Origin of the sequence: Microcoleus sp. D2_18a_B4 (genome assembly GCF_036702475.1) — a bacterium.
Classification (GTDB): Bacteria; Cyanobacteriota; Cyanobacteriia; order Cyanobacteriales; family Microcoleaceae; genus Microcoleus.
This window is the reverse complement of sequence record NZ_JAUBTL010000044.1, coordinates 43886-65381: the sequence shown is the minus strand read 5'-3', so window position 1 is coordinate 65381 and position 21496 is coordinate 43886. Positions and strand designations below refer to the sequence as shown.

General features: G+C 47.9%; 19 protein-coding genes. 14 read left to right on the top strand and 5 right to left on the bottom strand.

Annotated features, from left to right (window positions below; translation table 11 throughout):
• Positions 1-209: 209 nt before the first annotated feature.
• The 3 genes from cbiE (at position 210) to QUB04_RS22740 (ending at position 2574) form a co-directional block, all read left to right on the top strand.
• The gene (gene cbiE / locus QUB04_RS22750; protein WP_333287831.1) at positions 210-1478 is read left to right on the top strand and encodes a precorrin-6y C5,15-methyltransferase (decarboxylating) subunit CbiE; all 1269 of its coding nucleotides are present in this window, start codon (positions 210-212) and stop codon (positions 1476-1478) included.
• 287 nt (positions 1479-1765) lie between these two features.
• Positions 1766-2152: a DUF433 domain-containing protein gene (locus QUB04_RS22745; protein ID WP_333287829.1), complete on the top strand. Its 387-nt coding sequence runs from the start codon at positions 1766-1768 to the stop codon at positions 2150-2152.
• Positions 2149-2574: a type II toxin-antitoxin system VapC family toxin gene (locus QUB04_RS22740; RefSeq protein ID WP_333225758.1), complete on the top strand. Its 426-nt coding sequence runs from the start codon at positions 2149-2151 to the stop codon at positions 2572-2574. The genes QUB04_RS22745 and QUB04_RS22740 overlap by 4 nt, the downstream gene beginning before the upstream one ends.
• A 17-nt stretch (positions 2575-2591) precedes the next feature.
• Here the strand turns inward: QUB04_RS22740 and QUB04_RS22735 are convergent, their stop codons facing one another.
• Positions 2592-6026 (bottom strand): DNA methyltransferase, encoded by a 3435-nt coding sequence (locus QUB04_RS22735; RefSeq protein ID WP_333287827.1) that lies wholly within the window; start codon positions 6024-6026, stop codon positions 2592-2594.
• A gap of 53 nt (positions 6027-6079) precedes the next feature.
• On the opposite strand from QUB04_RS22735, the gene QUB04_RS22730 reads away from it, so the two are divergent.
• Entirely contained in the window at positions 6080-6589 is a 510-nt protein-coding gene (locus tag QUB04_RS22730) for a RusA family crossover junction endodeoxyribonuclease (protein ID WP_333287825.1), read from the top strand.
• On the top strand, positions 6586-7260 hold the full coding sequence (locus QUB04_RS22725) for a hypothetical protein (protein WP_333287823.1): 675 nt from the start codon (positions 6586-6588) through the stop codon (positions 7258-7260). The genes QUB04_RS22730 and QUB04_RS22725 overlap by 4 nt, the downstream gene beginning before the upstream one ends.
• 69 nt (positions 7261-7329) lie before the next feature.
• Here the strand turns inward: QUB04_RS22725 and cphA are convergent, their stop codons facing one another.
• Both cphA and QUB04_RS22715 read right to left on the bottom strand, forming a co-directional pair.
• Complete coding sequence (cphA, locus tag QUB04_RS22720) at positions 7330-10050, bottom strand: cyanophycin synthetase (protein WP_333287821.1); 2721 nt, start codon at positions 10048-10050, stop codon at positions 7330-7332.
• Positions 10051-10388: 338 nt separating this feature from the next.
• Complete coding sequence (locus tag QUB04_RS22715) at positions 10389-11282, bottom strand: cyanophycinase (protein WP_333147213.1); 894 nt, start codon at positions 11280-11282, stop codon at positions 10389-10391.
• 332 nt (positions 11283-11614) lie between these two features.
• On the opposite strand from QUB04_RS22715, the gene trmD reads away from it, so the two are divergent.
• The 6 genes from trmD to larB all read left to right on the top strand — a co-directional run bounded on the left by trmD (position 11615) and on the right by larB (position 17322).
• Positions 11615-12310 (top strand): tRNA (guanosine(37)-N1)-methyltransferase TrmD, encoded by a 696-nt coding sequence (trmD, locus tag QUB04_RS22710; protein WP_333287819.1) that lies wholly within the window; start codon positions 11615-11617, stop codon positions 12308-12310.
• A 650-nt stretch (positions 12311-12960) separates the two neighbouring features.
• Positions 12961-13440, top strand: a complete 480-nt coding sequence (gene ispF, locus QUB04_RS22705) for a 2-C-methyl-D-erythritol 2,4-cyclodiphosphate synthase (RefSeq protein WP_333147227.1) — start codon at positions 12961-12963, stop codon at positions 13438-13440.
• A 67-nt stretch (positions 13441-13507) separates the two neighbouring features.
• A complete protein-coding gene (locus tag QUB04_RS22700; protein ID WP_333287817.1) occupies positions 13508-14056 on the top strand; it encodes a hypothetical protein in 549 nt (182 codons plus the stop codon).
• On the top strand, positions 14034-14609 hold the full coding sequence (locus tag QUB04_RS22695) for a PIN domain-containing protein (protein ID WP_333287815.1): 576 nt from the start codon (positions 14034-14036) through the stop codon (positions 14607-14609). Before QUB04_RS22700 ends, QUB04_RS22695 begins: the two co-directional genes overlap by 23 nt.
• A gap of 40 nt (positions 14610-14649) precedes the next feature.
• Positions 14650-16410 (top strand): ABC transporter substrate-binding protein, encoded by a 1761-nt coding sequence (locus QUB04_RS22690; RefSeq protein WP_333287813.1) that lies wholly within the window; start codon positions 14650-14652, stop codon positions 16408-16410.
• Between the two features lie 108 nt (positions 16411-16518).
• Positions 16519-17322 carry a nickel pincer cofactor biosynthesis protein LarB gene (gene larB / locus QUB04_RS22685; RefSeq protein WP_333287811.1) on the top strand — a complete coding sequence of 268 codons (804 nt, stop codon included), beginning with the start codon at positions 16519-16521 and terminating at the stop codon, positions 17320-17322.
• Positions 17323-17767: 445 nt separating this feature from the next.
• Here larB and QUB04_RS22680 read toward each other — a convergent pair whose 3' ends face one another.
• Complete coding sequence (locus QUB04_RS22680) at positions 17768-18379, bottom strand: hypothetical protein (protein ID WP_333147547.1); 612 nt, start codon at positions 18377-18379, stop codon at positions 17768-17770.
• 327 nt (positions 18380-18706) lie between these two features.
• Here QUB04_RS22680 and QUB04_RS22675 point away from each other — a divergent pair, with 327 nt between their 5' ends.
• The 3 genes from QUB04_RS22675 (at position 18707) to QUB04_RS22665 (ending at position 20385) form a co-directional block, all read left to right on the top strand.
• Complete coding sequence (locus QUB04_RS22675; protein WP_190659021.1) at positions 18707-18919, top strand: high light inducible protein; 213 nt, start codon at positions 18707-18709, stop codon at positions 18917-18919.
• A 143-nt stretch (positions 18920-19062) separates the two neighbouring features.
• A complete protein-coding gene (gene psbP, locus QUB04_RS22670) occupies positions 19063-19602 on the top strand; it encodes a photosystem II reaction center PsbP (protein ID WP_333071361.1) in 540 nt (179 codons plus the stop codon).
• A 132-nt stretch (positions 19603-19734) separates the two neighbouring features.
• Positions 19735-20385 carry a nucleoside triphosphate pyrophosphatase gene (locus tag QUB04_RS22665; RefSeq protein WP_333287808.1) on the top strand — a complete coding sequence of 217 codons (651 nt, stop codon included), beginning with the start codon at positions 19735-19737 and terminating at the stop codon, positions 20383-20385.
• Positions 20386-20537: 152 nt separating this feature from the next.
• Here QUB04_RS22665 and QUB04_RS22660 read toward each other — a convergent pair whose 3' ends face one another.
• Positions 20538-21452, bottom strand: coding sequence for a calcium-binding protein (locus QUB04_RS22660; RefSeq protein WP_333287806.1), 915 nt, complete (start codon positions 21450-21452; stop codon positions 20538-20540).
• Between the last annotated feature and the right edge of the window lie 44 nt (positions 21453-21496).

The following is a 21496-nucleotide window of genomic DNA, read 5'->3' as shown; positions in this document are numbered from 1 at the left end:
GAGTCGAACTCATGCACTGGCTAATTTCATAAATTCCTTTTTTTGTCAACTCCTAATAATGAACCGACGCCCTAGTAACTAATAACTAATAACTAAGCTGTTGGGCATCTAAATTGTATTTTTTGGGCGGGCGAGACGCCCACACCACAAGACTTTGATTTTTTTTGACATACAATTTAAAGGCAGAACAGCTTAATAACTAATGAGTGATGACGATCGAGTTTGATGATTCCGATGCAGCCGGAAACGAGATTAGCGGTAAGGATTCAATGCACAAATGGCTTTCGGTGGTGGGGATTGGCGAAGATGGACTTTCAGGGCTGGGCCCGATCGCCTCTACCCTCCTCTCTCGATCTCAAATCGTTGTTGGTGGCGCGCGTCACCTCGCAATGCTACCAACCGATGACACCCGCGAAAAATGGGTTTGGGCATCGCCTTTGCAGACAACAGTTGACGAGATTCTCCGCCGCCGGGGACAATCTGTGTGCGTGCTCGCAAGCGGCGATCCGATGTGTCACGGCATCGGCGTCACGCTGTCGCGCCAGATTCCCATTTCGGAAATGACTGTGATTCCGGCGGTATCGGCTTTTAGTCTTGCTTGCGCCCGTTTGGGTTGGCCACTAGCCCAAGTTGAGACTTTCAGTTTGACAAATCGCCCGATCGCATCGATCGTCCTTGCTTTGTATCCGGGGGCGCGCTTGCTTGTGTTGAGCGCTGACAGACATACGCCGGGAAAGGTTGCCGAATTGTTAACGCAGCGGGGGTTTGGCAGCAGTTTGATGACCGTATTCGAGCGGATGGGAGCGGGAGCGGAACGGCGGAGCGAGGGGGTCGCAGCAGCCTGGAATGCAGCGGATTTGGCGGATTTGAACACGATCGCGATCGCAGTTGCAGCCGATCGACCAACTGTGATTTTCCCTCGTACCTCCGGTTTGGCGGATACTGCTTATCGCCACGACGGACAACTTACCAAGCGGGAGGTTAGAGCCGTTACTCTGTCAACGTTAGCACCGATTCCCGGAGAGTTGCTTTGGGATGTGGGGGCGGGCTGCGGCTCGATCGCGATCGAATGGATGCGGAGTCATCCTCGGTGCAGGGCGATCGCGATCGAACGCCATCCGACTCGATTGCAATACATCGCTGAAAATGCCTCGACTTTCGGTGTTCCCGAACTCGAAATCGTGGCGGGAGAAGCGCCGGAAGCCCTGACAAATTTACCTCAACCGAATGCTATTTTCATCGGCGGCGGTGTCACCGCAGAATCTGTGCTGGAAACTTGCTGGAATGCTTTAGGTGAAGGCGGCCGATTAGTTGTTAATGCGGTGACTGTTGAGAGCGAGTTTAAAGTTTTGCAGTGGCACGATCGTTATGGTGGGGAACTAATTAGAATTGGTATTCAGCGAGTAGGGGCGATCGGTTCTTTTCAGGGTTGGAAACCGCTTGCACCGGTGACTCAGTGGGCGGTAGTTAAGAGGTAAAAGGACTTACCCAAGGCGCGATCGAAGAAACCGGGTTTTTGACCAAATCTGCGGGCGGTCACGCGTCTTCTCAGCAAAAAACCCGGTTTCTGGGCCCCCATGCGTAAGTCAAAAGGTAAAAGGCGATCCATCTATTTCCATCTTTGATATCTAAGTGAATGAAGCAGTTATAAACACGGCGATAACGTAATAGCTTCTTCATATCTAGCAATATAGAATACCCGATAGGCGTCTTCTGTCCACTATGCTAAGATGAAAGCTGGTTTACATTTTCTGATGAGGTCGTTATGACCAGTTCGCTGTCTCCTACAAGAATTTCTCGTTATGTCACCCGCAATCCTGAAGTTTTGCAGGGGGAACCGATTATTGCAGACACTCAAGTTACTGTACGGGATATTGTGGTGTTTTGGAAATCGGGAACAAAGCCTGAAGAAATCCCACAGAAGTTACTTCAACTCGTGACGGCGGCTCAAGTGTTTGATGCCATTAGCTTTTATCTGGATAATCAGCCAGAAATTGACGATCGGATTGCTTGGTATGAGGCGCGTCCGATGTTGAATGTTTCACCTCTTTTGAGATGTAATCCGTTGCTGAATGAAGTCACGAAATATGTTGAAGCATATCGCCACGATCGAAATGCCGATATCGATTTTCCTGAGTCTGAGACCCTATGACTCAATATATTCTCGATACCGACCATATCACACTGCTGCAACACTCTAATCCACTCATATTGCAACGTTTTGAAGCTCTCCATACCAGGGATGTTGCTATTACTGTCATCAATGTTGAGGAATTGATTCAGGGCTGGTTCAATGCAATTCGTCAAGCTTCGCAACCCGGACAGAAGCAACGCTTAACTTGGGCTTATGTAGGTTTGAGATCGGCTGTTAAATTTCTCAACGATATTCTCGTTCTGGATTTTACCGAGTCAGCTTACGAGCAATATTTGGCGCTGCGCCGTCAGGGAATACGAATTGGGACACAAGACTTGCGGATTGCGTCCATTGCTTTGGTTAATAACTCAATTTTAGTGACGCGAAATCGACAAGATTTTGCACAAGTGCCAGGACTGGTTTTGGAGGATTGGACATAACAATTGCCAAGCCCCGCTTATGTGGCATTTCCAACTTCTGCCAGATGCCAGAAAGTCATCCCATTTTCAGTATGACTGAGCAAAATCCCCAAATCTTCCAGGCTTTCCAGACAGTCGAGAATGACTTTTTGTTTGCGATTAGCCCCTTTGAAGTGGGCGGTGACTTGGGCGGCTGTCCATTCGCCGCTTTGGGTGCGGAATAAGTTGCGGATGGCCCAAAGTTGCTCTTTGAGGGTTTTGGGGAAGGGTTGTTGTTCCGTGGGGGCGATGGGGGTTTCGGTTTCCGTGGTGATGCCTGCAAGGGATGGCTGCACGTAGGTTTCGCCTGGGGCTTGGTAGTCGGGACGCAGCCAGCGAATGTGTCCGTTGCGTTCTTCTTCGGCGCGTTGGGCGTTGAGGGTGACGAGGTTTTCCAGGATTTGGTCGTCGGTGAGGGTGGGTTCCCAACCATAGGCGGCAAATACGGCGGCATCGAGTTCGTCGTGGATTTGTTTGAGGGTGGAGACTAGGGCTTTTTGGTTGAAGGCTTTGTCTTTGTCGTCGAGGGGTTCGCCTTGGCGGAGTTTTTCGAGGAGGTTGTACATCGCGGTGATGGTGACTTCGGGGTGAGTGGCTTGGACTCGTTTGCGGTGGCTGTCGAGGCGTTCTCCGAGTTCGCGGATGGTTTGTTTTTGGGTGTCGGTGGGGTCTGGGAAGGGGAAAGGGTCGAAGCAAACGGAGTTGTTGTAACGCGGTGTATTTCCTCCTAAATCTCCACCTGTTGCCAGTGCCCAGATAATATGAATTGTGGAAGATAGAACACCGAAGTGATAAGCATCTCCAAGTGCAATCATAATCACTTCACTTTCTGGAAAAACATCTATCTCTAAAAATGTGAAAAATCTGTGCTTTGTCGTTCTTGGTGTAGCAATGTACCGTTCTAGTGTATTAATGGCAGGTCTAATTTTGGCTCGCGCCTCAGCAAAAATCCACCAATTATCTCTATATGCCTTTCGGTTATTCGTGATTCTCTCCGGTTTTATCCTTTCAAGTATCCATTGATAAATGTCTTGATATCGAGTTCTGACCTCTGCTTCTGTTAGTCCAAATAGATCAATTATGAAAAGATCGGATTTAGATTGGATCAAATCTCGTCCATTACGATAATGTTTAATAACTGATGGTAGACTCGTTGAATAACCCAGAAAATTTAGCTGTTGCTGATTGATGAGAAACCCTTGACTAGCTAACATCATGCCTTTGGAAGATAAATTTTGATTTGCTCTAAGTTTCTGAGTGCCGCTCACGTTAGCACCTGAATCTAAATTGCTGAGTATTTGCTCGACATGAATCAAGTTAATCCTCAGATTCTGGGCGATCTCTTCAGGTATTCCCACTTCCGTTTCATGCAAGACATATCCGATTTGGGCTGTGGCATGATGAGAAGTCTTGAGTTCAGCGGCTGTCATGGCAATACGTACGGCGGCACCTTCCTGATCCCAAGGATGATCGGCAATCGCAAAAAATAGGTTGAGTGGATTTTTAGCAGCTTGTAAGTGAACATCAATTATCTTTCTTTGCCAAACCTGTCGAATGCTATTGGTTGTAATTAAACCAAATCTCCTGATGTGTCCTTGGCGAACCAGAGTGGCAGCTTTGTGCCACCAATACATCACAAAATCAACAGTATCCGGCACATCTTTATAGACTTTCCGCAAGGTTTCTGCATACCCATCTCCTAACCGTTCCCGCATTCTCGCATTGCCAATAAACGGCGGATTCGATACAATATAATCCGCCTCTTGCCACTCGGCCGCCCTCGGATTCAAATACCGATAAATTGTTACTTGGTTTGTCGGATCGGGAATATCCTCGCCCGTCACCGGACTCTTCATCATCCGCCCGCCCCAACGAGTTCTCACCTTCCCCGCCGCATCCACATCTGGTTCTATTCCGTCATAGGCCAACACCGCATCCCCGTGTTCAATATTGTTGTACTCCCGCAACACCGGTTCGATCGGCGGAATATCGCCAAACCGCCGAAAATGCCACTGCAAATACCCAATCCAAATCACCAAATCTGCGATCGCCGCCGCCCTAGGATTGATCTCAATTCCCAAAAACTGACTCGGATTAACTTGAGCAATATCTAACCGCAACTGCGCCGCCCCTGTGACATCCTCCAAGCGCCGCAACACCTCCGACTCCAACCCCTTCAACAAATCCAACGTGACATAAAGGAAATTACCCGATCCGCACGCCGGATCGAGAATCTTCACCTGTTGTAACTCCGTCAGAAATGCCTCTAAAACTGATCTCGCCTTTTTCCTTTGATTTGCAGTCGGTTCCGATTCCCCCGCGTTGAGCAACTGTTTAACCTCCGCTTGTACCGCAATCCAGCGATCGCCCAAAGGTTCCATCACCACAGGCTTTACCAACCTTTCCACATACGATCGCGGCGTATAATGAGCCCCCAACTTACTCCGTTCCCTAGAATCCAGCGCCCTTTCCAACAACGTCCCAAAAATCGCCGGTTCCACATTGCACCAATCCCGCTTCGCCGCCTGCAACAAAACTTCCAACTGCGCCTTTGTCAAAGCAAACGCCTGCGACTCGGCAAACAATCCCCCATTAAACCGCAACAGTTTGCCATGAAAGCCAAAACTCGTCCCCTCATTCATCGCCTCCCACAGCGCCTCTACCTCCGGCTTAAACGTCTTCGGGTTGAGAATCCATCGCGTTTCCAGCGCCTGCGTAAACAAATGTTCCTTCAGCAACCCCACATCCTCAGCAAACATCGTGAAAATACAGCGCATCAAAAACTGGGCGACTTGCTGCGGATCGACATTCGCCTCCATCCGCTTCGCCAACTCTGCCAAATCTGCCGCCACTTCCCGCGTCACCCGCGCCGCAATTTTCTCTGGGTTGCGCTGCTGCGGATTGCTAAAAATATCGACAAACAAATCGAAAACATCGGCTTTCAGCAACTCAATTAGCCCGATTTCTCGCCGCGCCCCATAGCCGCCATAATCGCCGCTAAAACCCATCCATAATTCAAAATGATCGCCAATATCGCAAGTTAACAAAAACGGCGGTTTGCTGCTGAGACTGCGGGTATAGGCGATCGCCTGCACAAACGCTTTTTCCATCTCTCGCAAATAGGTATTTGTCCCCCGCTTGGCCGTTCCCTTTTTGCTAGTTGTTCCGCCCTGTTTTGCCTCTATCAAAAAATGCTCGGCTTTGTAAAAATCAATAAACCCCGGAGTTACTTTGCCGCTGGGGTGAAAAATTTTGACATCTTTATCAAAGCAGTAGGGATCGTTGGGAATTCTGCCTTTATCAAAAGGGCGATCGACTCCCAGCGCATCGCACATTTCCGCAAAAAACAACTGGTAGTTTGCCCGTTCGTTACCGCTAGAACCTGCCCAGCGCGTGATGAATGTTTCGACTCGCGTGCGATCGGCCTCATTCATGTTTCAACCCTGTTGCTTGCTTTTTCCTGATTCTATACTTCGATCGGTTTGAATTGGCGATTTATCTTGCGATTTTGGTTGGAAACTCCTGGCACCGATTACCCAGTGGGCGCCAGTTAAGAGGTAAAATAATCCCCAATCTTCTCTTTAGAAAAACTTTGGCGAGATTTGAGTTCATAGTAGATGGCCCACCAGTATCACAACAAGCTCGTAGGCGAGCTCTTCTTAAAGCTTGGAAAGTGACAGTGAGGCAAGAGGCTGAAAAATACTGGTCTTCGGAGCAGAAAACAGCTACTGGCCTAGTGATGCTTCAGATAACTTATTTCTACGATTCTGTTAAAATCGATGTAGACAACATAGTAAAGCCAATTCAAGATGCAATTATCGGGCTAGCCTATGTCGATGACGATCAAGTAACTGATGTTCTAGTCCGCAAGAGGAATTTATCAACTAACTTTAAAGTAGAAAATATGACCTCGATTCTAGCGGAAGGATTTGCCCGTGGTAATGAATTCTTGCACATTGTCGTAATTGATGCTCCTGACAAAGAGGTACTGACATGATCGCAACCCCAACTGCAAACATAGAAAGAGAGCAACTGCTGAAACTAGCAGAGGAGTATCGTGAGAAAGGTTATGAAATTTCATTTCATCCAAACTCTGAAGATTTACCGGACTTCCTTAAAAGCTATCGCCCGGATCTGATAGTGCGCCGGGGCGAAGAATCGGTGGTTATTGCAGTCAAGTCACGCGCTTCACTCAAGTCACCCTCTACTACATATCTACGTAATTTAGCCCAAGCAGTAGCAGAAAATCCCGGCTGGAGGTTTGAGTTAGTGATGACTAACTCGGAGGATGCAGTCGATATTTCCCAAGCTGAGGATTCTTTTCAAGAGCATGAAATAGAGTTGGGTTTGCAAGTCGCCAAGCAACTTGTAACACAACATCTAGAGTCAGCAATGCTATATTCTTGGTCTTTAGTTGAGGCAACTTTGAGGATTGTTGCCCATAAAGAAGAGCTAAGTTTGCAAAGATTAGAACCGCTGTATTTAGTGAAACAACTGACGGTTGAGGGCGTGATTTCTAAAGCCGAATATCAGTTATTAATGAATGCGCTTTCTTTGCGGAACGCTATTGCTCATGGGTTTAAAACTACACAACTTACGCAACATTCTGTGTGCGAACTGATTGAGGTAACAGAGAAAATATTGAAAGATAATACGGCGGTTGTCTAAAGCAAAAAGGTTGGGTTTCCTTTCGTTAACCCAACCTATTAATAATGTAATGAAATCAAAGTTCAGAGTTTAGCCTTGATTCACCACAGTCGGTTTTAAAATTTCCTGTGACTTCGATCGATCTAAACCATTTTGAACTTCCACAGATTCCTTAATCGGTTTCCGGGCTTCAATTAAGCTCAAAGCTTTGTTGACACTTTCAGGTAAAATCACTACCAAACTGCTGGCCGGCGCCTCGTCTAAAGCTTTGTTAACGGCCGTTGTTTCGTCGAGAATCAACTCGTATTCAACTTGAGATTTCTTTGCGGTTCCTGCAGAAATCGCCTCGGCAATTCCCTGGCAAATTAACTTTGCCACGGCACCGGGTTCTCGGCCGCGCCTGTCAATATCTTCTTTGACAAGAATACGATCGAACATCTCGGCCGAAAGTTTGCCCAGCGTGACAAAATCTTCATCTCGCCGGTCTCCGGGCGCGCCGACTACCCCGATCCGCAGTCCCGGCCAATTCAGCACGAAACTGCCCAAAGCTTTGTAGCTGTGGGGGTTGTGGGCGTAGTCGAGTAAAGCGTGGTAGCTGCCCAAATTAAACAAGTTCATCCTTCCGGGAGTTTGACCCACCGATGCTTGGAAGCTTGACAAAGCAGCGCGAATATCTTCTATTTTCAATCCTTGGGCAAAAGCCGCCAAACAAGCTGCTAAAGCATTGGCAATCATAAACGGCGCGCGCCCGCCCATCGTCAGCGGCACGTTCACAGCCTGCTCGATTCTCAGCGTCCAATCGCCTTTCAATATCGACAAATACCCATTTTCGTAAATCGCTGCCAGCCCGCCCGCAGCGGTATGTTTGGCAACCAGTTCGTTGTCCGGGTTCATGGAAAAATATGCAATTTGAGCCTTGACACGCTGCGCCATTTGTGATACCAGCGGGTCGTCTGCATTCAAAACAGCATAGCCTTTGGGCATTACGGACTCGACGAGGACACTCTTGAGTTTGGCAAGTTGTTCCACGGTGTCGATGTCGCCAATTCCCAAGTGATCTGCCGCGACGTTCAAGACGACGCCGACATCGCACTGATCGAAGCCGAGGCCCGATCGCAAAATTCCGCCTCTAGCCGTTTCCAACACGGCCACTTCCACCGTCGGGTCAGACAAAATCAATTGAGCACTCTGCGGCCCGGTATTGTCTCCGGTTTCTACCAAATAATCGCCGATGTAAGTGCCGTCGGTAGTCGTGTAGCCGGTAATCTGACCGGTCTGCTTGACAATGTGGGCTAGCAGGCGAGTGGTTGTCGTTTTGCCGTTGGTTCCCGTTACCGCTAAAATCGGCACCCGGCTGGGTTGAGGCGAGGGGAAAAGCATATCGAAGACGGCGCCGGCGACGTTGCGGGGTAAACCTTGACTGGGGGCGACGTGCATTCTGAAACCCGGTGCTGCGTTGACTTCGACGATGACGCCGTTGACATCGCGCAGGGGTTGGGAAATGTCGGGAGTTACTACGTCAATGCCGGCGATGTCCAAACCGATAATTTTGGCGACTCTGGAAAACAGCCAGACGTTTTCTGGGTGGATTTCGTCGGTGCGATCGACTGCAATTCCACCGGTACTCAAGTTTGCTGTCGCGCGCAAAAATACTCTTTCCCCGACCGGCACTACGGAGTCCATCGCGTATCCTTGTTTTTGCAGCAAATCCAGGGACAATTTGTCGATCGTGATCCGGGTGAGCACATTGTCGTGTCCGTCTCCTCGCTGCGGGTCGCGGTTTACTTCTTCAATAAGCTGTTCGACTGTAGACTTGCCGTTACCCACGACGTTAGCTGGGACTCGTTCTGCGACTGCTATGACTTGCCCGTTGACTACCAATACTCTGTGGTCACGGCCGACGTAATAGCGCTCGACAATGACGCTTTTTGTTTTTGATGCGGCGCTGGCTAAGTCGTAGGCTTCTTCTGCTGCTTCCCAGGAATTGATGTCGATCGTAATGCCGCGGCCGTGGTTGCCGTCTAGGGGTTTGAGGACGATCGGATAACCGCCGACATCTTCGATCGCCCCGCGCAGTTCATCCAAATAATGAATCACCGTTCCTCTGGGAACCGGTACACCGGCGCTGGCGAGGATATTTTTGGTACCTTCCTTGTCACAGGCAAGTTCTACTCCCAAAACTCCCGTCCGGTTGCTCAGAGTTGCCTGAATCCGCTTTTGGTGAACCCCGTAGCCGAGTTGAATCATAAACCGGGCGTTCAAAGGTATCCAAGGAATGCCGCGCGCTTCTGCTTCCTTGATCAGTGTTTCCGTGCTCGGCCCGAGTGCCGCCGACGCACCAAACTCTCTCAGGTCTCTCAAATCTTGGACTAATTCTGCTGCTGGATAAGTGCCTGTCTCGGCAATACTTTGGCACATCCGCACGCCCGCCCGGGCTGCATAGCGACCTGCTTGTTCGTTTTGATACTCGATTACTACTTGGTAAATGCCTGGGGTCGCAGTCTCGCGGGTGCGACCGAACCCGACCGGCATTCCTGCCATTTCCTGAAGTTCTAGGGCGACGTGTTCGATTACGTGTCCCATCATTGTGCCTTCTCTGACCCGTTGCAGGAATCCTCCCTGATGGCCTGGGGAACAGTGATGGTCGTTCAAACTCGGAAGTGCGGCGATCAACCCTTCATAGAAGCCAGGAATTTCCGCTGTGGTTTTATCTGCCCACTCCTCTAAATCCAGACGCATCAGGACGAGTTTCTGGCGTCGGATGCTCCAGTAGTTGGGGCCGCGTAAGGTCTGGATTTTAAGTATTTTCATGGCAGTTTGAGGGGTATGGGGCGCGAAATCTTATAGATAATTGGAGCATTTATTCAATTTCGATCTAGATTGCTCGATAAACTGTTCGCAGCGAACAGTTTGGGAGTGAATTTCCAGTTATGGGCTACCCAATTGAAAATTTCTGCTCCTGCGATCGGCTAAAAACAAGTACAGGTACATGGCTAGCAAAAACTCAAAGCCCGAAGCTAGAATTTTCTGTGGTTCGGCCTGCTGGGGTCAGACCGTGGCTGCTTCGGAATCTATTCTATTGTGGTATCCATGATTCGGCCGGAATGCCGCCTAATTTCTGCCGAATCAATGACAAGAGATGTTCTACGTTAGTTGGCTGTGCGGCATTCGGGGGGCCAGCCAGACTCGGAACAAGCTCCTGATGGCATTGGTTTGCCTAGGGGCATATTGTAGCAATCTCCGTGACACAGGACGTGCAAGCGCATATTGAACAGACTTAAGGGTTCTGTCGCTCCTACCATAGACTCATTGGTATAAAAATTTTCCCTAGAATCAACAATAGTCACAGTGCCTTTACCGAGAATTTTCATAGTATCGTCTCCCTCAAACAAGGCACAGGTGTCTTCGTCAATACCAATAGCGAGGCGATCGGGATGGCAAGCCACAGCCGACAGCAAGCGAGCCATGCGGTTGCGGTTGTGAAAATGCTGATCTACGATGATCTCAGGAATAATGTTAAGTCCGTTTGCCATGTCTACTAAAGAGCGGTTCGGTGACGCGCCACTTCCACCGCCTGCAATCATGTGATATCCCATCACCGCAGCACCGGCGCTGGTGCCAGCGAGGGTAATCTTGCCTTCGAGAGTTTCTTTGCGAATTTTCTCCATCAGCGGGGTGTCCGCCAGCAGTCCACAAAGCCGCAGTTGGTCGCCGCCTGTGATGAATACGCCCGTACAGTCTTCTAAGTAATCTTTCCAGACGGGGTTTTCGGCTTGTTCGCGTTCGCGGATGTCCACTACTTTGACTGCGCTAACGCCCATTTCGTCAAATATTGTGCGGTAGCGGTTGCTAATTCCTTCGGGATCTCGCGAAGCGCAGGGAACGATCGCCAGCCGAGCGTTTGCACCCCCAGCACGGCAAAAAAAGGTGTTCAGAATCTCTCGCCCGTGAACTTTGTCTTCGGCTCCCCCGATGACCATAATCGAGGTTTTTGTGCGCTGGGGAATATTGTGTTCAAGGGCTTGAGATGTCAACTGCTGCATGGTGTGTCTTCCTCTGTTGGATGTGAAATTCAATTTTGCCGTGGCTGTGCGTAGAATAGGGCTTTTTAAGAATAAATATTTGTTGGTGCGAGCGAGGTGCGATCGCCGATCGCGCTATCCCGCAGTTGTTTGGGGGCGAGTTTACTTGCAGTCGCTGTCATGAAAAACCGATTATTTTTGTACAAAACCGGCCCGCCGACACAGGAAGAGAATTTAACTTGCCAAAATTTTCAGAAATTATAAGAAATTATAAAGAATAAAGCAATTACTGAAAACTGAACTCCCTCTAAAGGTCAAACTAGAGGTGATGTATCAATGAAATTCCAATAATTGTGCGATTTGACGTTGTTACCCTATTTCCAGAATTTTTCCGGGCTCCCCTAGAGTCGGGACTGATGGGCAAAGCCTTAGCTAAAAAGATTGCTGAGGTGAATTTTGTCAATCCCCGCGATTTTACCACAGACAAACACCAGCGAGTCGATGATGAGCCTTACGGGGGCGGAGTGGGGATGCTGATGAAACCGGAACCGATTTTTGCTGCGGTGGAGTCGCTGCCGGTTTTGCCGAGGCGGGAGGTGATTTTGCTGACTCCCCAGGGGGAACCGATGCAGCAGGCGATGTTTCGGGAGTTGGCGGCCGATCGCGATCAGTTGGTGTTGATTTGCGGCCATTATGAAGGTGTGGACGATCGAGTGCTGCATTTGGTCACTCGCGAGGTGTCTTTGGGGGATTTTGTGCTCACGGGGGGCGAAATTCCGGCTTTGGCTTTGATTAATGGGGTTTTGCGATTGCTGCGGGGAACTGTGGCGAAGGAAGATTCGCTAAAGTTTGAGAGTTTTGAGGACGGACTTTTGGATTATCCGCAGTACACTCGACCGGCGGATTTTCGGGGATTGAAGGTGCCCGATGTGTTGCTGTCTGGTAATCACGCGGAAATTGCTCGCTGGCGCAGGGAACAGCAAATTGAAAGAACGCGCCAAAGGCGATCGGATTTGTACGATCGGTGGTTGCAGGAGAGGGAAGAATAGGAGAAAGGGCGATCGCAGGAGTGGTCAATCGATTTTAGATTTTAGATTTTCGATTTTCGATTGACTTGCGCGAGATAAATGCGGGGGCTTGAGGATTTTAGATTTTCGATTTTGGATTGATTCCACGGATAAATCACGTGGCGGGTACCACATGAAGAAATTCGTGGTCAGAAACCGGGTTTTTTGCGGTAATACTTCCTGGTAGTCCACAGATTCGGTAAAAAACCCGGTTTCTTTGGTCTTGATGCGTAAATCCCGTATATAGCAATCCTAAATCATTTGCATAATTATTGTAGGGGCAATCCCCCCGTGGTTGCCCGATAGATAAGGGGTAGGCACGGGGGCACTACCCCTACAAATTTATCTGAATCATTTAGGATTGCTATATTTAAGAGCCTAATAAATTTTGGATTCGCGTTTGTAAGTCTTTGAGTTCAGGAGAGCGATCGAGAAGTCCCATAATTTTCTAGCCTTTCCAGCATTAACCCTTCTCTCCCCCCTCCAGCAGCTTTAGGATTGCCATAGCTGCTAAGGAAATCAGCAAAAAAAAATATTTAACACTCGGCTCGGCATTAAAAAATAAATTCACTTATCTCCCTAAAAATATGAAATAATTGTCTTCTACTATACTTACCAAACCTTCCTTTTACATGAACATCCGCATCGGCAATGGCTACGACATTCACTGCTTAGTTCCCGATCGCCCTCTCATCCTAGGCGGTGTCAATATTCCTCACGAATTAGGATTACTCGGCCACAGCGACGCCGACGTACTTACTCACGCTATCATGGATGCTATGCTCGGAGCTCTCAGCTTAGGAGATATCGGTCTTTATTTCCCGCCAACTGACCCGAAATGGAAGGGTGCGGATAGTCTCGTATTGCTGGCACAAGTCAATCAGTTAATATTAGATAAAGGCTGGGAAATCGGCAATATTGATTCGGTGGTAGTGGCAGAACGTCCAAAGCTGAAACCGCATATTGAGCAAATGCGCGATCGGCTTTCTGCTGTCCTACAATTAAAACCTGACCAAATCGGCATCAAAGCTACTACCAACGAAAAGTTAGGCCCGGTGGGGAGAGAAGAAGGAATTGCAGCCTATGCTGTAGTTTTGTTGGGCAAAAAATAGAACTCTAGAATCTCTAATTGACTGTAAAGTTAATCTCAAATCCAACATCGCTAGGAAGCCTGAAATCATGGACACTGACACTTGGGAGTTACAATTACCCGTAGACGCGGATGTGATCGCGTTGGATAAGGACGATAACATAGTCGTGCTAATCGAGGTTAAAATTATTCAAGCTCAAGAAACAGCCGCGAAACAGAAAATTATCGCTCGCGCGATCGATTGGCTGAAAGCTGTGTTAGCTAAGCTATCTGAAAAAAACGCGATCGTTCCCTATGCTATGTTTGTTGACGCGGAACAAATTTTGATTTTTAAATGGGACGGAAAAAATTTATCGGAGCCTGTTTGCACTCTCAATACTGGTGAAATATGTCGCTATTATCTCCCTACATTTGGCAGTAAATGGATATTTGAAGATACCATTGAGACGCTCATCCAATCGTGGCTGCATGACTTAGATTATCATTGGAAATCAGAAATTCCGCCAGCATCGGAACAAATAGCAGCCATCGGTTTGCTGCCGTTACTAGCAGGTGGAACAACAAAATCAGGAGTGGAATTAGGTGGCAATCGTATATATCGAGACCAACTTTTTGATGAGTATTGCTACAGGGCGTGAGGCTGAAGCAATTATGTTGCTGCGGGATTTGTCCTCATCAGTTCAGTTGGTCATACCCAGCATTTGTTACATGGAGGCTTTGTCAGCTTTAGAGGATGAGTTGAAGCGACAAAACTCTTTTGGGCAACAGCTAAGCCGCCAAATTAGCGAAACAAAGCGAGATGTGACATCCGAACACGCCGCATCTCTATCTTTTCACTTAGAAGAGTCATTCATTTTCTCTCGCTATCGAGTAGGTGAAATTAAATCGCGCTTGCGAGAAGCGATAAGTCTGATGTCGCGAAATGCAGAAATGATTGTATTAAATACAGAGAGGATCGAAGCAAGCTTAAACGAAACTTTGATAGAAAAAGATCCAACCGACAATTTAATTTTACACTGTATCCTGAGTCATGCCCGCTTGCACCCCACAGAAACCAAAGCATTTCTAAGTGGCAACATCAAAGAATTTCGCCAACTTCCCGAAGTTCAAGATGCTTTGCAACAGGCTGGAGTGGAAAAGTATTTTTCGCGCACTGAAGACTTTCTTGGTTGGTTACAATCTCAGTCATAGTTGCACGCAGATGGTAAACTAAAAAATTATGAAAATTTCTATGATGCTACATTCAAGACTGCGCTGGCTGGCGATTTTACTGGCGGCAATTGCCACTATAACTCTGTCTGCGTGCACTCCAGCCCGATCGAACTTAGTAAACAGACTCATCGTTCCCACCCCCAGCGGCCCGGCCACCTTCAACTCCCCGTTAAATCAGTCGGCCTACGACATTTTTGGCTATATTTACGATGGACTAATTAACCAAAATGGGTTAACATCAGATTTAGAACCCGGTTTAGCCCAGTCCTGGGAAGTTTCTAAAGATGGCAAAAAGATTGTCTTCACCCTGCGAGAGGGTTTGAAATGGTCGGACGGCGAACCGATGACTACTGATGACATTATCTTCAGCTATGAAAAGATTTATTTCAATGACAAAATTCCTAGCGGTTTGAAAGATAATCTGAGGGTTGGCATGAGTCGCGAATTCCCAAAAGTTAAAAAAATTGACAGTCGCCGCGTTGAATTTTCCGTTGCAGAACCCTTTGCTCCATTTATTAGATATGCTGGGGGAATCCCAATTTTACCAGCTCATATTTTACAGGAAGCTGTCGAAAATACAGATGCCGACGGCAACCCTAAATACCTGACTACTTGGGGCACGGATACTGATCCTAAAAAAATTGTCGGCAACGGTCAATACCGAATGCTGAGTTATACTCCTAATCAGCGCGTTGTTTTGGAACGAAATCCGTATTTTTGGCGTAAAGATGCAGAGGGAAATCCTCAACCTTACATCCAGCAAATTGTTTGGCAAATTATCGAAAATACTGATAATCAACTGCTGAATTTTCGCTCTGGCGATTTGGATACTCTGAACGTGGAGCCGGAAGTGTTTCCGCTGCTGAAACGGGAGGAAAATCGCGGCAAATATACGGTCTTCAACGGCGGCCCGGATACTGGCAGCGTCTTTGTGTGTTTCAATCTGAATAAGGGGCGCAATGCTCAAAATCAGCCGTTTGTAGACCCAATTAAGTCTCGGTGGTTCGCGACTAAGGAATTTCGGCAGGCGATCGCCTACGGCATCAACCGATCCGCCATGACTAACAATATTTATCGCGGACTTGGCGCGCCGTTACATTCCCCAATTCCGGCGCAAAGCCCGTTCTACCTGTCCCCAGAACAGGGATTGAAAACTTACAGTTACGATCGGGAAAAAGCGAAAGAGTTACTGTTAAGTGCTGGTTTCAAGTATAATAGTAACGGCGAATTGTTGGATGCTGAAGGCAACAAGGTGCGATTTACTTTGTTGATGGCCGCAGGTAAAAAAGTTCGGGAACAAATGGCAACGCAAATTAAGCAAGACTTGGGCAAACTGGGGATGCAAATTGATACGCAGTTCCTGAGTTTTAACACTTATGTGGAAAAGCTGCGATTGACGCGGAATTGGGATACTTACCTCGGCGGTTTTACGGGAGGTACTGAACCGCACAGCGGCTACAATATTTGGTCTGTTAACGGCACGCTGCACAGTTTCAACCAGGGCCCGCAAGCCGGAGAACCGCCGATTAAGGGTTGGGAAGTGTACGACTGGGAGCAGAAAATCGATGACCTTTACGTCAAAGCTTCCCAGGAGCTTGATGAGGCGAAGCGCAAGGAAATTTATGGGGAGACGCAGCGGATTATAGCCGAAGAAGTGCCGTTTATCTATATGGTGAATCCGCTGACTTTTGAGGCGGTGCGCGATCGCGTTTCGGGAATTCGCTACAGTGCCCTCGGCGGTGCTTTCTGGAATTTGTACGAACTGAAAATTGCCCAATAGTCAGCAGTCAGCAGTCATTAGTCATTAGTCATTAGTCATTAGTCATTAGTCAGCAGTCATTAGTCATTAGTCATTAGTCATTAGTTAGCAGTCATTAGTTATTAGTTTATGGAACCTAAAATTTTACAGAAGTTACTCGAATCTGTCGCTGCCGGCGATGTTAGTCCGATCGCAGCTTTGGATAAATTAAAGCATTTTGACTTTGAACAAGTCGGCGATTTTGCCAAAATTGACCACCACCGCACTTTAAGAACGGGTTTTCCTGAAGTAATTTGGGGCCCAGGGAAAACGCCTGACCAAATTGTTGAAATTATCGAGGCGATGCGCGGGCGAAATTCTGCCGTGATGGCGACGCGAATCGAACCGGAAGTTTTCGAGCAATTGCAACAAAAAATACCCGATTTGTGCTACTACCAAAAGGCTCGAATTTGTGCAATTTCTCCTAATTCCCCAACTCCGCAGCATCCGGGTACTGTGACTATTATCAGTGCGGGAACGGCGGATTTGCCTGTAGCGGAAGAGGCGGCAATTACTGCGGAACTTTGCGGTTTTCAGGTGCGACGTTTGTGGGATGTCGGAGTTGCCGGCATTCACCGCTTGCTGAGCAACCGGCACGTGATTGCTGATGCTGATGTGTTGATTGCGGTTGCGGGTATGGAAGGTGCTTTGGCGAGTGTGGTTGCGGGGCTGGCAGATTGTCCGGTGATTGCTGTGCCGACGAGTGTAGGTTACGGCGCGAGTTTTGGCGGGATTGCTCCTCTTTTAACTATGCTCAATTCTTGTGCGGCTGGTGTGGGTGTGGTGAATATTGATAATGGATTTGGGGCGGCGATTTTGGCTTGTCAAATTCTCAGAAGTGCTGGCAGAGTGGGGAAAATGAAAGAGGAGGAGAATGGGAGAGAGGGGGGATAGTTCCAAGCCCCCTCTATCAGATAAGACTAAGGCCAACTGTCACAGGACGATCGATTTTTAGGGTGCATCTTGCACCATTCTCAAGAACAGGCAAGATGCCTGTTCCACAAAGAGTGAGTTTTCTTGTGGGGAGTAGGGGTTGGGCAGGAGAGCCCGCGCAAGATGCCTGTTCCACAAAGAGTGAGTTTTCTTGTGGGGAGTAGGGGTTGGGCAGGAGAGCCCGCCCGTAAAAAACCTAATTGAAAATGGTGCAACATCTCAGGTGCGTCAGACTCCGTTATTGAAATATTCTTGAAGATTTCGGGTAGTAGAGCACCTTACTATATATGCCACTGGCGTCCAGGACTGCCAGACTCGGCGGTTGAAACCATGTCTAAACTTGCCTCTCGTCCCAGCAGAGGGCGACTAAAAAATACAGGAGGTATTATTAAAGCCGGGTTTGATATTACTTGCTGCCCAGCCAAATGGGATAAGCAGAAGAATCCTCAGCTTTTAACTTTTGCGCCTGATAACTCTTGCTAGTCCAAGTAGCAACTGTTTGCAGGCTTTCTGTCAAAGAACTTTCGCTGCCAAACGTTTCAAATCCCAAAGTCCACCACGCGCTGCCGTTAATGTTCAACTGAGTAAGTTCCACGGTGCAGCCTTCAGGAATTGGGGCTTCTACTGGCACTGACCTTACCGCACCCGACTCCGAAACTTGATAAAGACGCTGCGCTCGCTTTTTCTTGACTGCCACCCACTTTCCTGTCGCTATAATATCCGCCGGTATCGGCGCCATCGTGTCCGCACAAACCCACTTCAGCCACTTTTCGGCTTTGCCTTCCCAGCGGTTGCCGAACTGCATCATCCCCAACTCTCCCTGACGCCACTTTACCTCCAAGGTTTTCCCGCGTAGCTTCACTCCCAAGTAGTCGCAGCTTGGTACTAGCAAATATATGTCTTCCCGCTCTTCAGGAGGCGAAAGATACCCGCCGAGACTCTCGCTTCCAAACCATTGATTGATTGATTTTGGCAGTGCACCGCTATAAAACCACCGCATTTCCAGACTGGCCCGCATAAATTTTTCCTCCGTTCCACAATTTTCGTCAAACCCAGACTGGATTTGCCATACACCATCGACTTTTGTGCCTCTCCACTCTATCCTCCCCCCTCTGGGGCCCAGAGTCTACCCACAGTCATACCATTGTTAGATTTTAGATTTTAGATTTTAGATTTGGGAAAGACTTACTATATAAGGGTTTAGAGCTTGCCTACAGTTGCATTTTTTTTATAAACTGGTGTCAGATCGGGGTATTTAAAAAAAATTTCTCACAATCCTTTACATATCTTCACAAGTCTGTTACATTTAGTTACAGTACACTAAAAACCATTTAGGAAAAAAAACATGAGTAACAGAGGCTTAATGCTGGACGACCAAGGCAAAATGAACAATTTTGCGATCGAGCCGCAAGTATACGTCGATGACGAACCCCGCACCGGCTTTACCCCCTACGCCGAACGCTTAAACGGCCGCCTTGCCATGATTGGCTTTGTTTCTCTCTTGGCTTTAGAAGTTTCGACCAAGCACGGGCTGATTAGCTGGCTGACTCACCTGTAATGATTTTGTTAACAATTAAACTATACGGCTATGGATCGCTGGCGTTACATAAACAGCGATTCATAGCTTAACTATTTTTAGGGCCAAGGTTTGGTGAGACAATTAAAATTAAATATTTTTGTTTTACTCTACCCGTAAAAAGAATGCTCAAACGAATTGCGGCAATACTTCTGGTGGTTCTAAGCCTCACCTTGACCGGTTGTGTGTCTAAAGTCACCGGGCTCAAAAGCTACGTTGATACTGGCGACGGCTATCAATTTCTCTATCCTAACGGCTGGCTGCCGATCGCGGTTTCTAACGGGCCCGATGTGGTGCTCCGCGATTTGATTCAGCAAACCGAGAACGTCAGCGTGGTAATCAGTCCAGTCGCGAAGGACAAAACTCTGGCGGATTTGGGAACGCCGACGGATGTGGGATACAAGCTCAGCAAAAGTGCGATCGCCCCGGCTGATTCGGGCCGCGAAGCTGAATTAGTCAATGCAGAAGCTCGTGAATCGCGATCGAAAAACTATTACATTTTAGAATACGCCGTTAAGTTGCCAAACCAAGAACGCCACAACTTAGCGAGTGTAGCAGTCAGCCGCGGCAAACTTTTTACGCTTAACGTTTCCACTACCGAAGAACGCTGGCCCAAGGTAAAAGAAGCTTTTGAGAAAGTTGTTAAATCTTTCTCTGTTTATTAGGGCATGGGGCATGGGGCATGGGGCATGGGTTAGTTGCCAACTGACAACTGACAACTGTCAACTGACAACTGACAACTGTCAACTGTCAACTGTCAACTGTCAACTGTCAACTGTCAACTGACTTCTTAACTTATGAAGATTCCCACTTTTGTATTAGCTTCAGCTTCTCCTGCACGCCGCCGCCTGCTAGAAAATGCCGGCATTCAAGCTGTGATTTGCCCCAGCGACTTTGATGAAGGGCAAATACAAATGAAAGATGCCACTAATTTAGTGCAGGTGTTAGCAGAGGGAAAAGCTGAGGCTGTAGCTAAGTTTTTACTGGCTAATTCTCACCCCCAAATCCCCAATCCCAAAGCGTGTTTGGTGTTGGGATGCGATTCAATTTTGCTCATAGATGGCGAAATTCACGGCAAACCCAAGGATGCGGAAGAAGCAATCTCGCGCTGGCAGAAAATGCGCGGTAAGGTGGGCGAATTGTATACGGGTCATGCTTTAATTGATACTAGATTCGATGACTTTGATGAGGCAAGGTCGCGATCGGTCATTCGCTATCAAGTTACAAAAGTTCATTTTGCGGAAGTTACCTCGCGCCAAATTGCGGCTTACGTCGCTACCGGAGAACCCTTGCAATGTGCAGGCTGTTTTGCACTGGAAGGTAAAGGTGGCTTATTTGTCGAAAAAATCGAAGGATGTCACACAAATGTGATCGGTTTGAGCTTACCTCTGCTGCGGCAAATGCTCACCGCAATGGGATATGATGTGGCGGATTTCTGGCAATCTTAAAGATTAGACACCTCCAACAAACAAATTACCCGGCTTATGCACATCGGGTTGGCGGGCGAGACGCCCACCCCACAAGAAAGTTTGTTTTGTGGGGTGGGCGTCTCGCCCGCCCTTGAGTTTATATTTTGGAGATGTCTATTGTAGGGTGCGGATTATCCAAGGCCGATCGTCCCCTCCGATACAGATATAAACTGAAGTTGATCCGGCGAAACATCCTTCACCAAACCCAAGATATTGCCGGTGCTAGCTTCCCGAATCACCGTCGCCTTAGTATTTAACACTCTAAAATCAGCAGTGCGAGGAATTCCCGGAGGAAAAGGCCCGCTGCTGTCATAATCTCTGGCATCACCAATTGTTAAAAACCTTTCGCTCAAAGCAATATCATTTCGCGTCAGTCCTCCCGCCAATCCAATTACATCACCTTCAGCCGGATTGTAATCGAGAATAAAATCGGCAGGCACTTCATCTACATCAAAATTGCCACTAGGAGGCGGTTGAAGCGAACCAATTTCCCCCGAAGCTGCTCCCACTTCTGTGCGGAGAACAAACAAATCTGCGCCTTCACTTCCCCAAAGTCTATCAATTCCAGCATCACCGATTAGAGTATCATTTCCACTATCTCCTACTAAAGCATCATTCCCTTTACCGCCCCGAATAAAGTCATTGGCCGTGCCTCCATATACGTAGTCATCACCTTGATCTCCGCTGACAAAATCGCTGCCACATTCTCCATAAAGAATGTCAAAATCTTGGCCGCCACGAATAGTATCGCTGCCACAACCCCCGATTAAAGTATCTGTGCCGCTGTTACCGTTCATCAGTTCCGCACCACCGGAACCTCTGACAAAATCGTTACCAGCTAAGGCCCGCAAACCTCCGGGAGTATTACGCAGAATTCCATTTGCTAATTGAACTGCGTCGTCATTGGGAGTTAAGTCAAAAAAGTTGGGGTCGCTGGCTGGATTTGGCAAGGGCCCTGTGAGTAATTTGGTGTTTGGGGGATCAGCAATAATAGGGTCGAAATTTTCAGCTAATGCTCTAATTTCTCCGAGATTTGTTTCTAACATCCTAAGTTTCTCCTTTTTTGATTGACTTTGTTGACATTATGATT

Excerpts from the sequence above, each read along its gene's own strand:
- QUB04_RS22695 (WP_333287815.1), top strand. The coding sequence starts at position 14,034 with ATGAGTATTGCTACAGGGCGTGAGGCTGAAGCAATTATGTTGCTGCGG.
- cphA (WP_333287821.1), bottom strand. The coding sequence starts at position 10,050 with ATGAAAATACTTAAAATCCAGACCTTACGCGGCCCCAACTACTGGAGC.
- QUB04_RS22665 (WP_333287808.1), top strand. The coding sequence starts at position 19,735 with ATGAAGATTCCCACTTTTGTATTAGCTTCAGCTTCTCCTGCACGCCGC.
- QUB04_RS22660 (WP_333287806.1), bottom strand. The coding sequence starts at position 21,452 with ATGTTAGAAACAAATCTCGGAGAAATTAGAGCATTAGCTGAAAATTTC.
- larB (WP_333287811.1), top strand. The coding sequence starts at position 16,519 with ATGGAACCTAAAATTTTACAGAAGTTACTCGAATCTGTCGCTGCCGGC.
- cbiE (WP_333287831.1), top strand. The coding sequence starts at position 210 with ATGACGATCGAGTTTGATGATTCCGATGCAGCCGGAAACGAGATTAGC.
- QUB04_RS22675 (WP_190659021.1), top strand. The coding sequence starts at position 18,707 with ATGAGTAACAGAGGCTTAATGCTGGACGACCAAGGCAAAATGAACAAT.
- ispF (WP_333147227.1), top strand. The coding sequence starts at position 12,961 with ATGAACATCCGCATCGGCAATGGCTACGACATTCACTGCTTAGTTCCC.
- QUB04_RS22690 (WP_333287813.1), top strand. The coding sequence starts at position 14,650 with ATGATGCTACATTCAAGACTGCGCTGGCTGGCGATTTTACTGGCGGCA.
- psbP (WP_333071361.1), top strand. The coding sequence starts at position 19,063 with ATGCTCAAACGAATTGCGGCAATACTTCTGGTGGTTCTAAGCCTCACC.
- QUB04_RS22680 (WP_333147547.1), bottom strand. The coding sequence starts at position 18,379 with ATGCGGGCCAGTCTGGAAATGCGGTGGTTTTATAGCGGTGCACTGCCA.
- QUB04_RS22700 (WP_333287817.1), top strand. The coding sequence starts at position 13,508 with ATGGACACTGACACTTGGGAGTTACAATTACCCGTAGACGCGGATGTG.
- QUB04_RS22745 (WP_333287829.1), top strand. The coding sequence starts at position 1,766 with ATGACCAGTTCGCTGTCTCCTACAAGAATTTCTCGTTATGTCACCCGC.
- QUB04_RS22740 (WP_333225758.1), top strand. The coding sequence starts at position 2,149 with ATGACTCAATATATTCTCGATACCGACCATATCACACTGCTGCAACAC.
- QUB04_RS22715 (WP_333147213.1), bottom strand. The coding sequence starts at position 11,282 with ATGCAGCAGTTGACATCTCAAGCCCTTGAACACAATATTCCCCAGCGC.
- QUB04_RS22725 (WP_333287823.1), top strand. The coding sequence starts at position 6,586 with ATGATCGCAACCCCAACTGCAAACATAGAAAGAGAGCAACTGCTGAAA.
- QUB04_RS22735 (WP_333287827.1), bottom strand. The coding sequence starts at position 6,026 with ATGAATGAGGCCGATCGCACGCGAGTCGAAACATTCATCACGCGCTGG.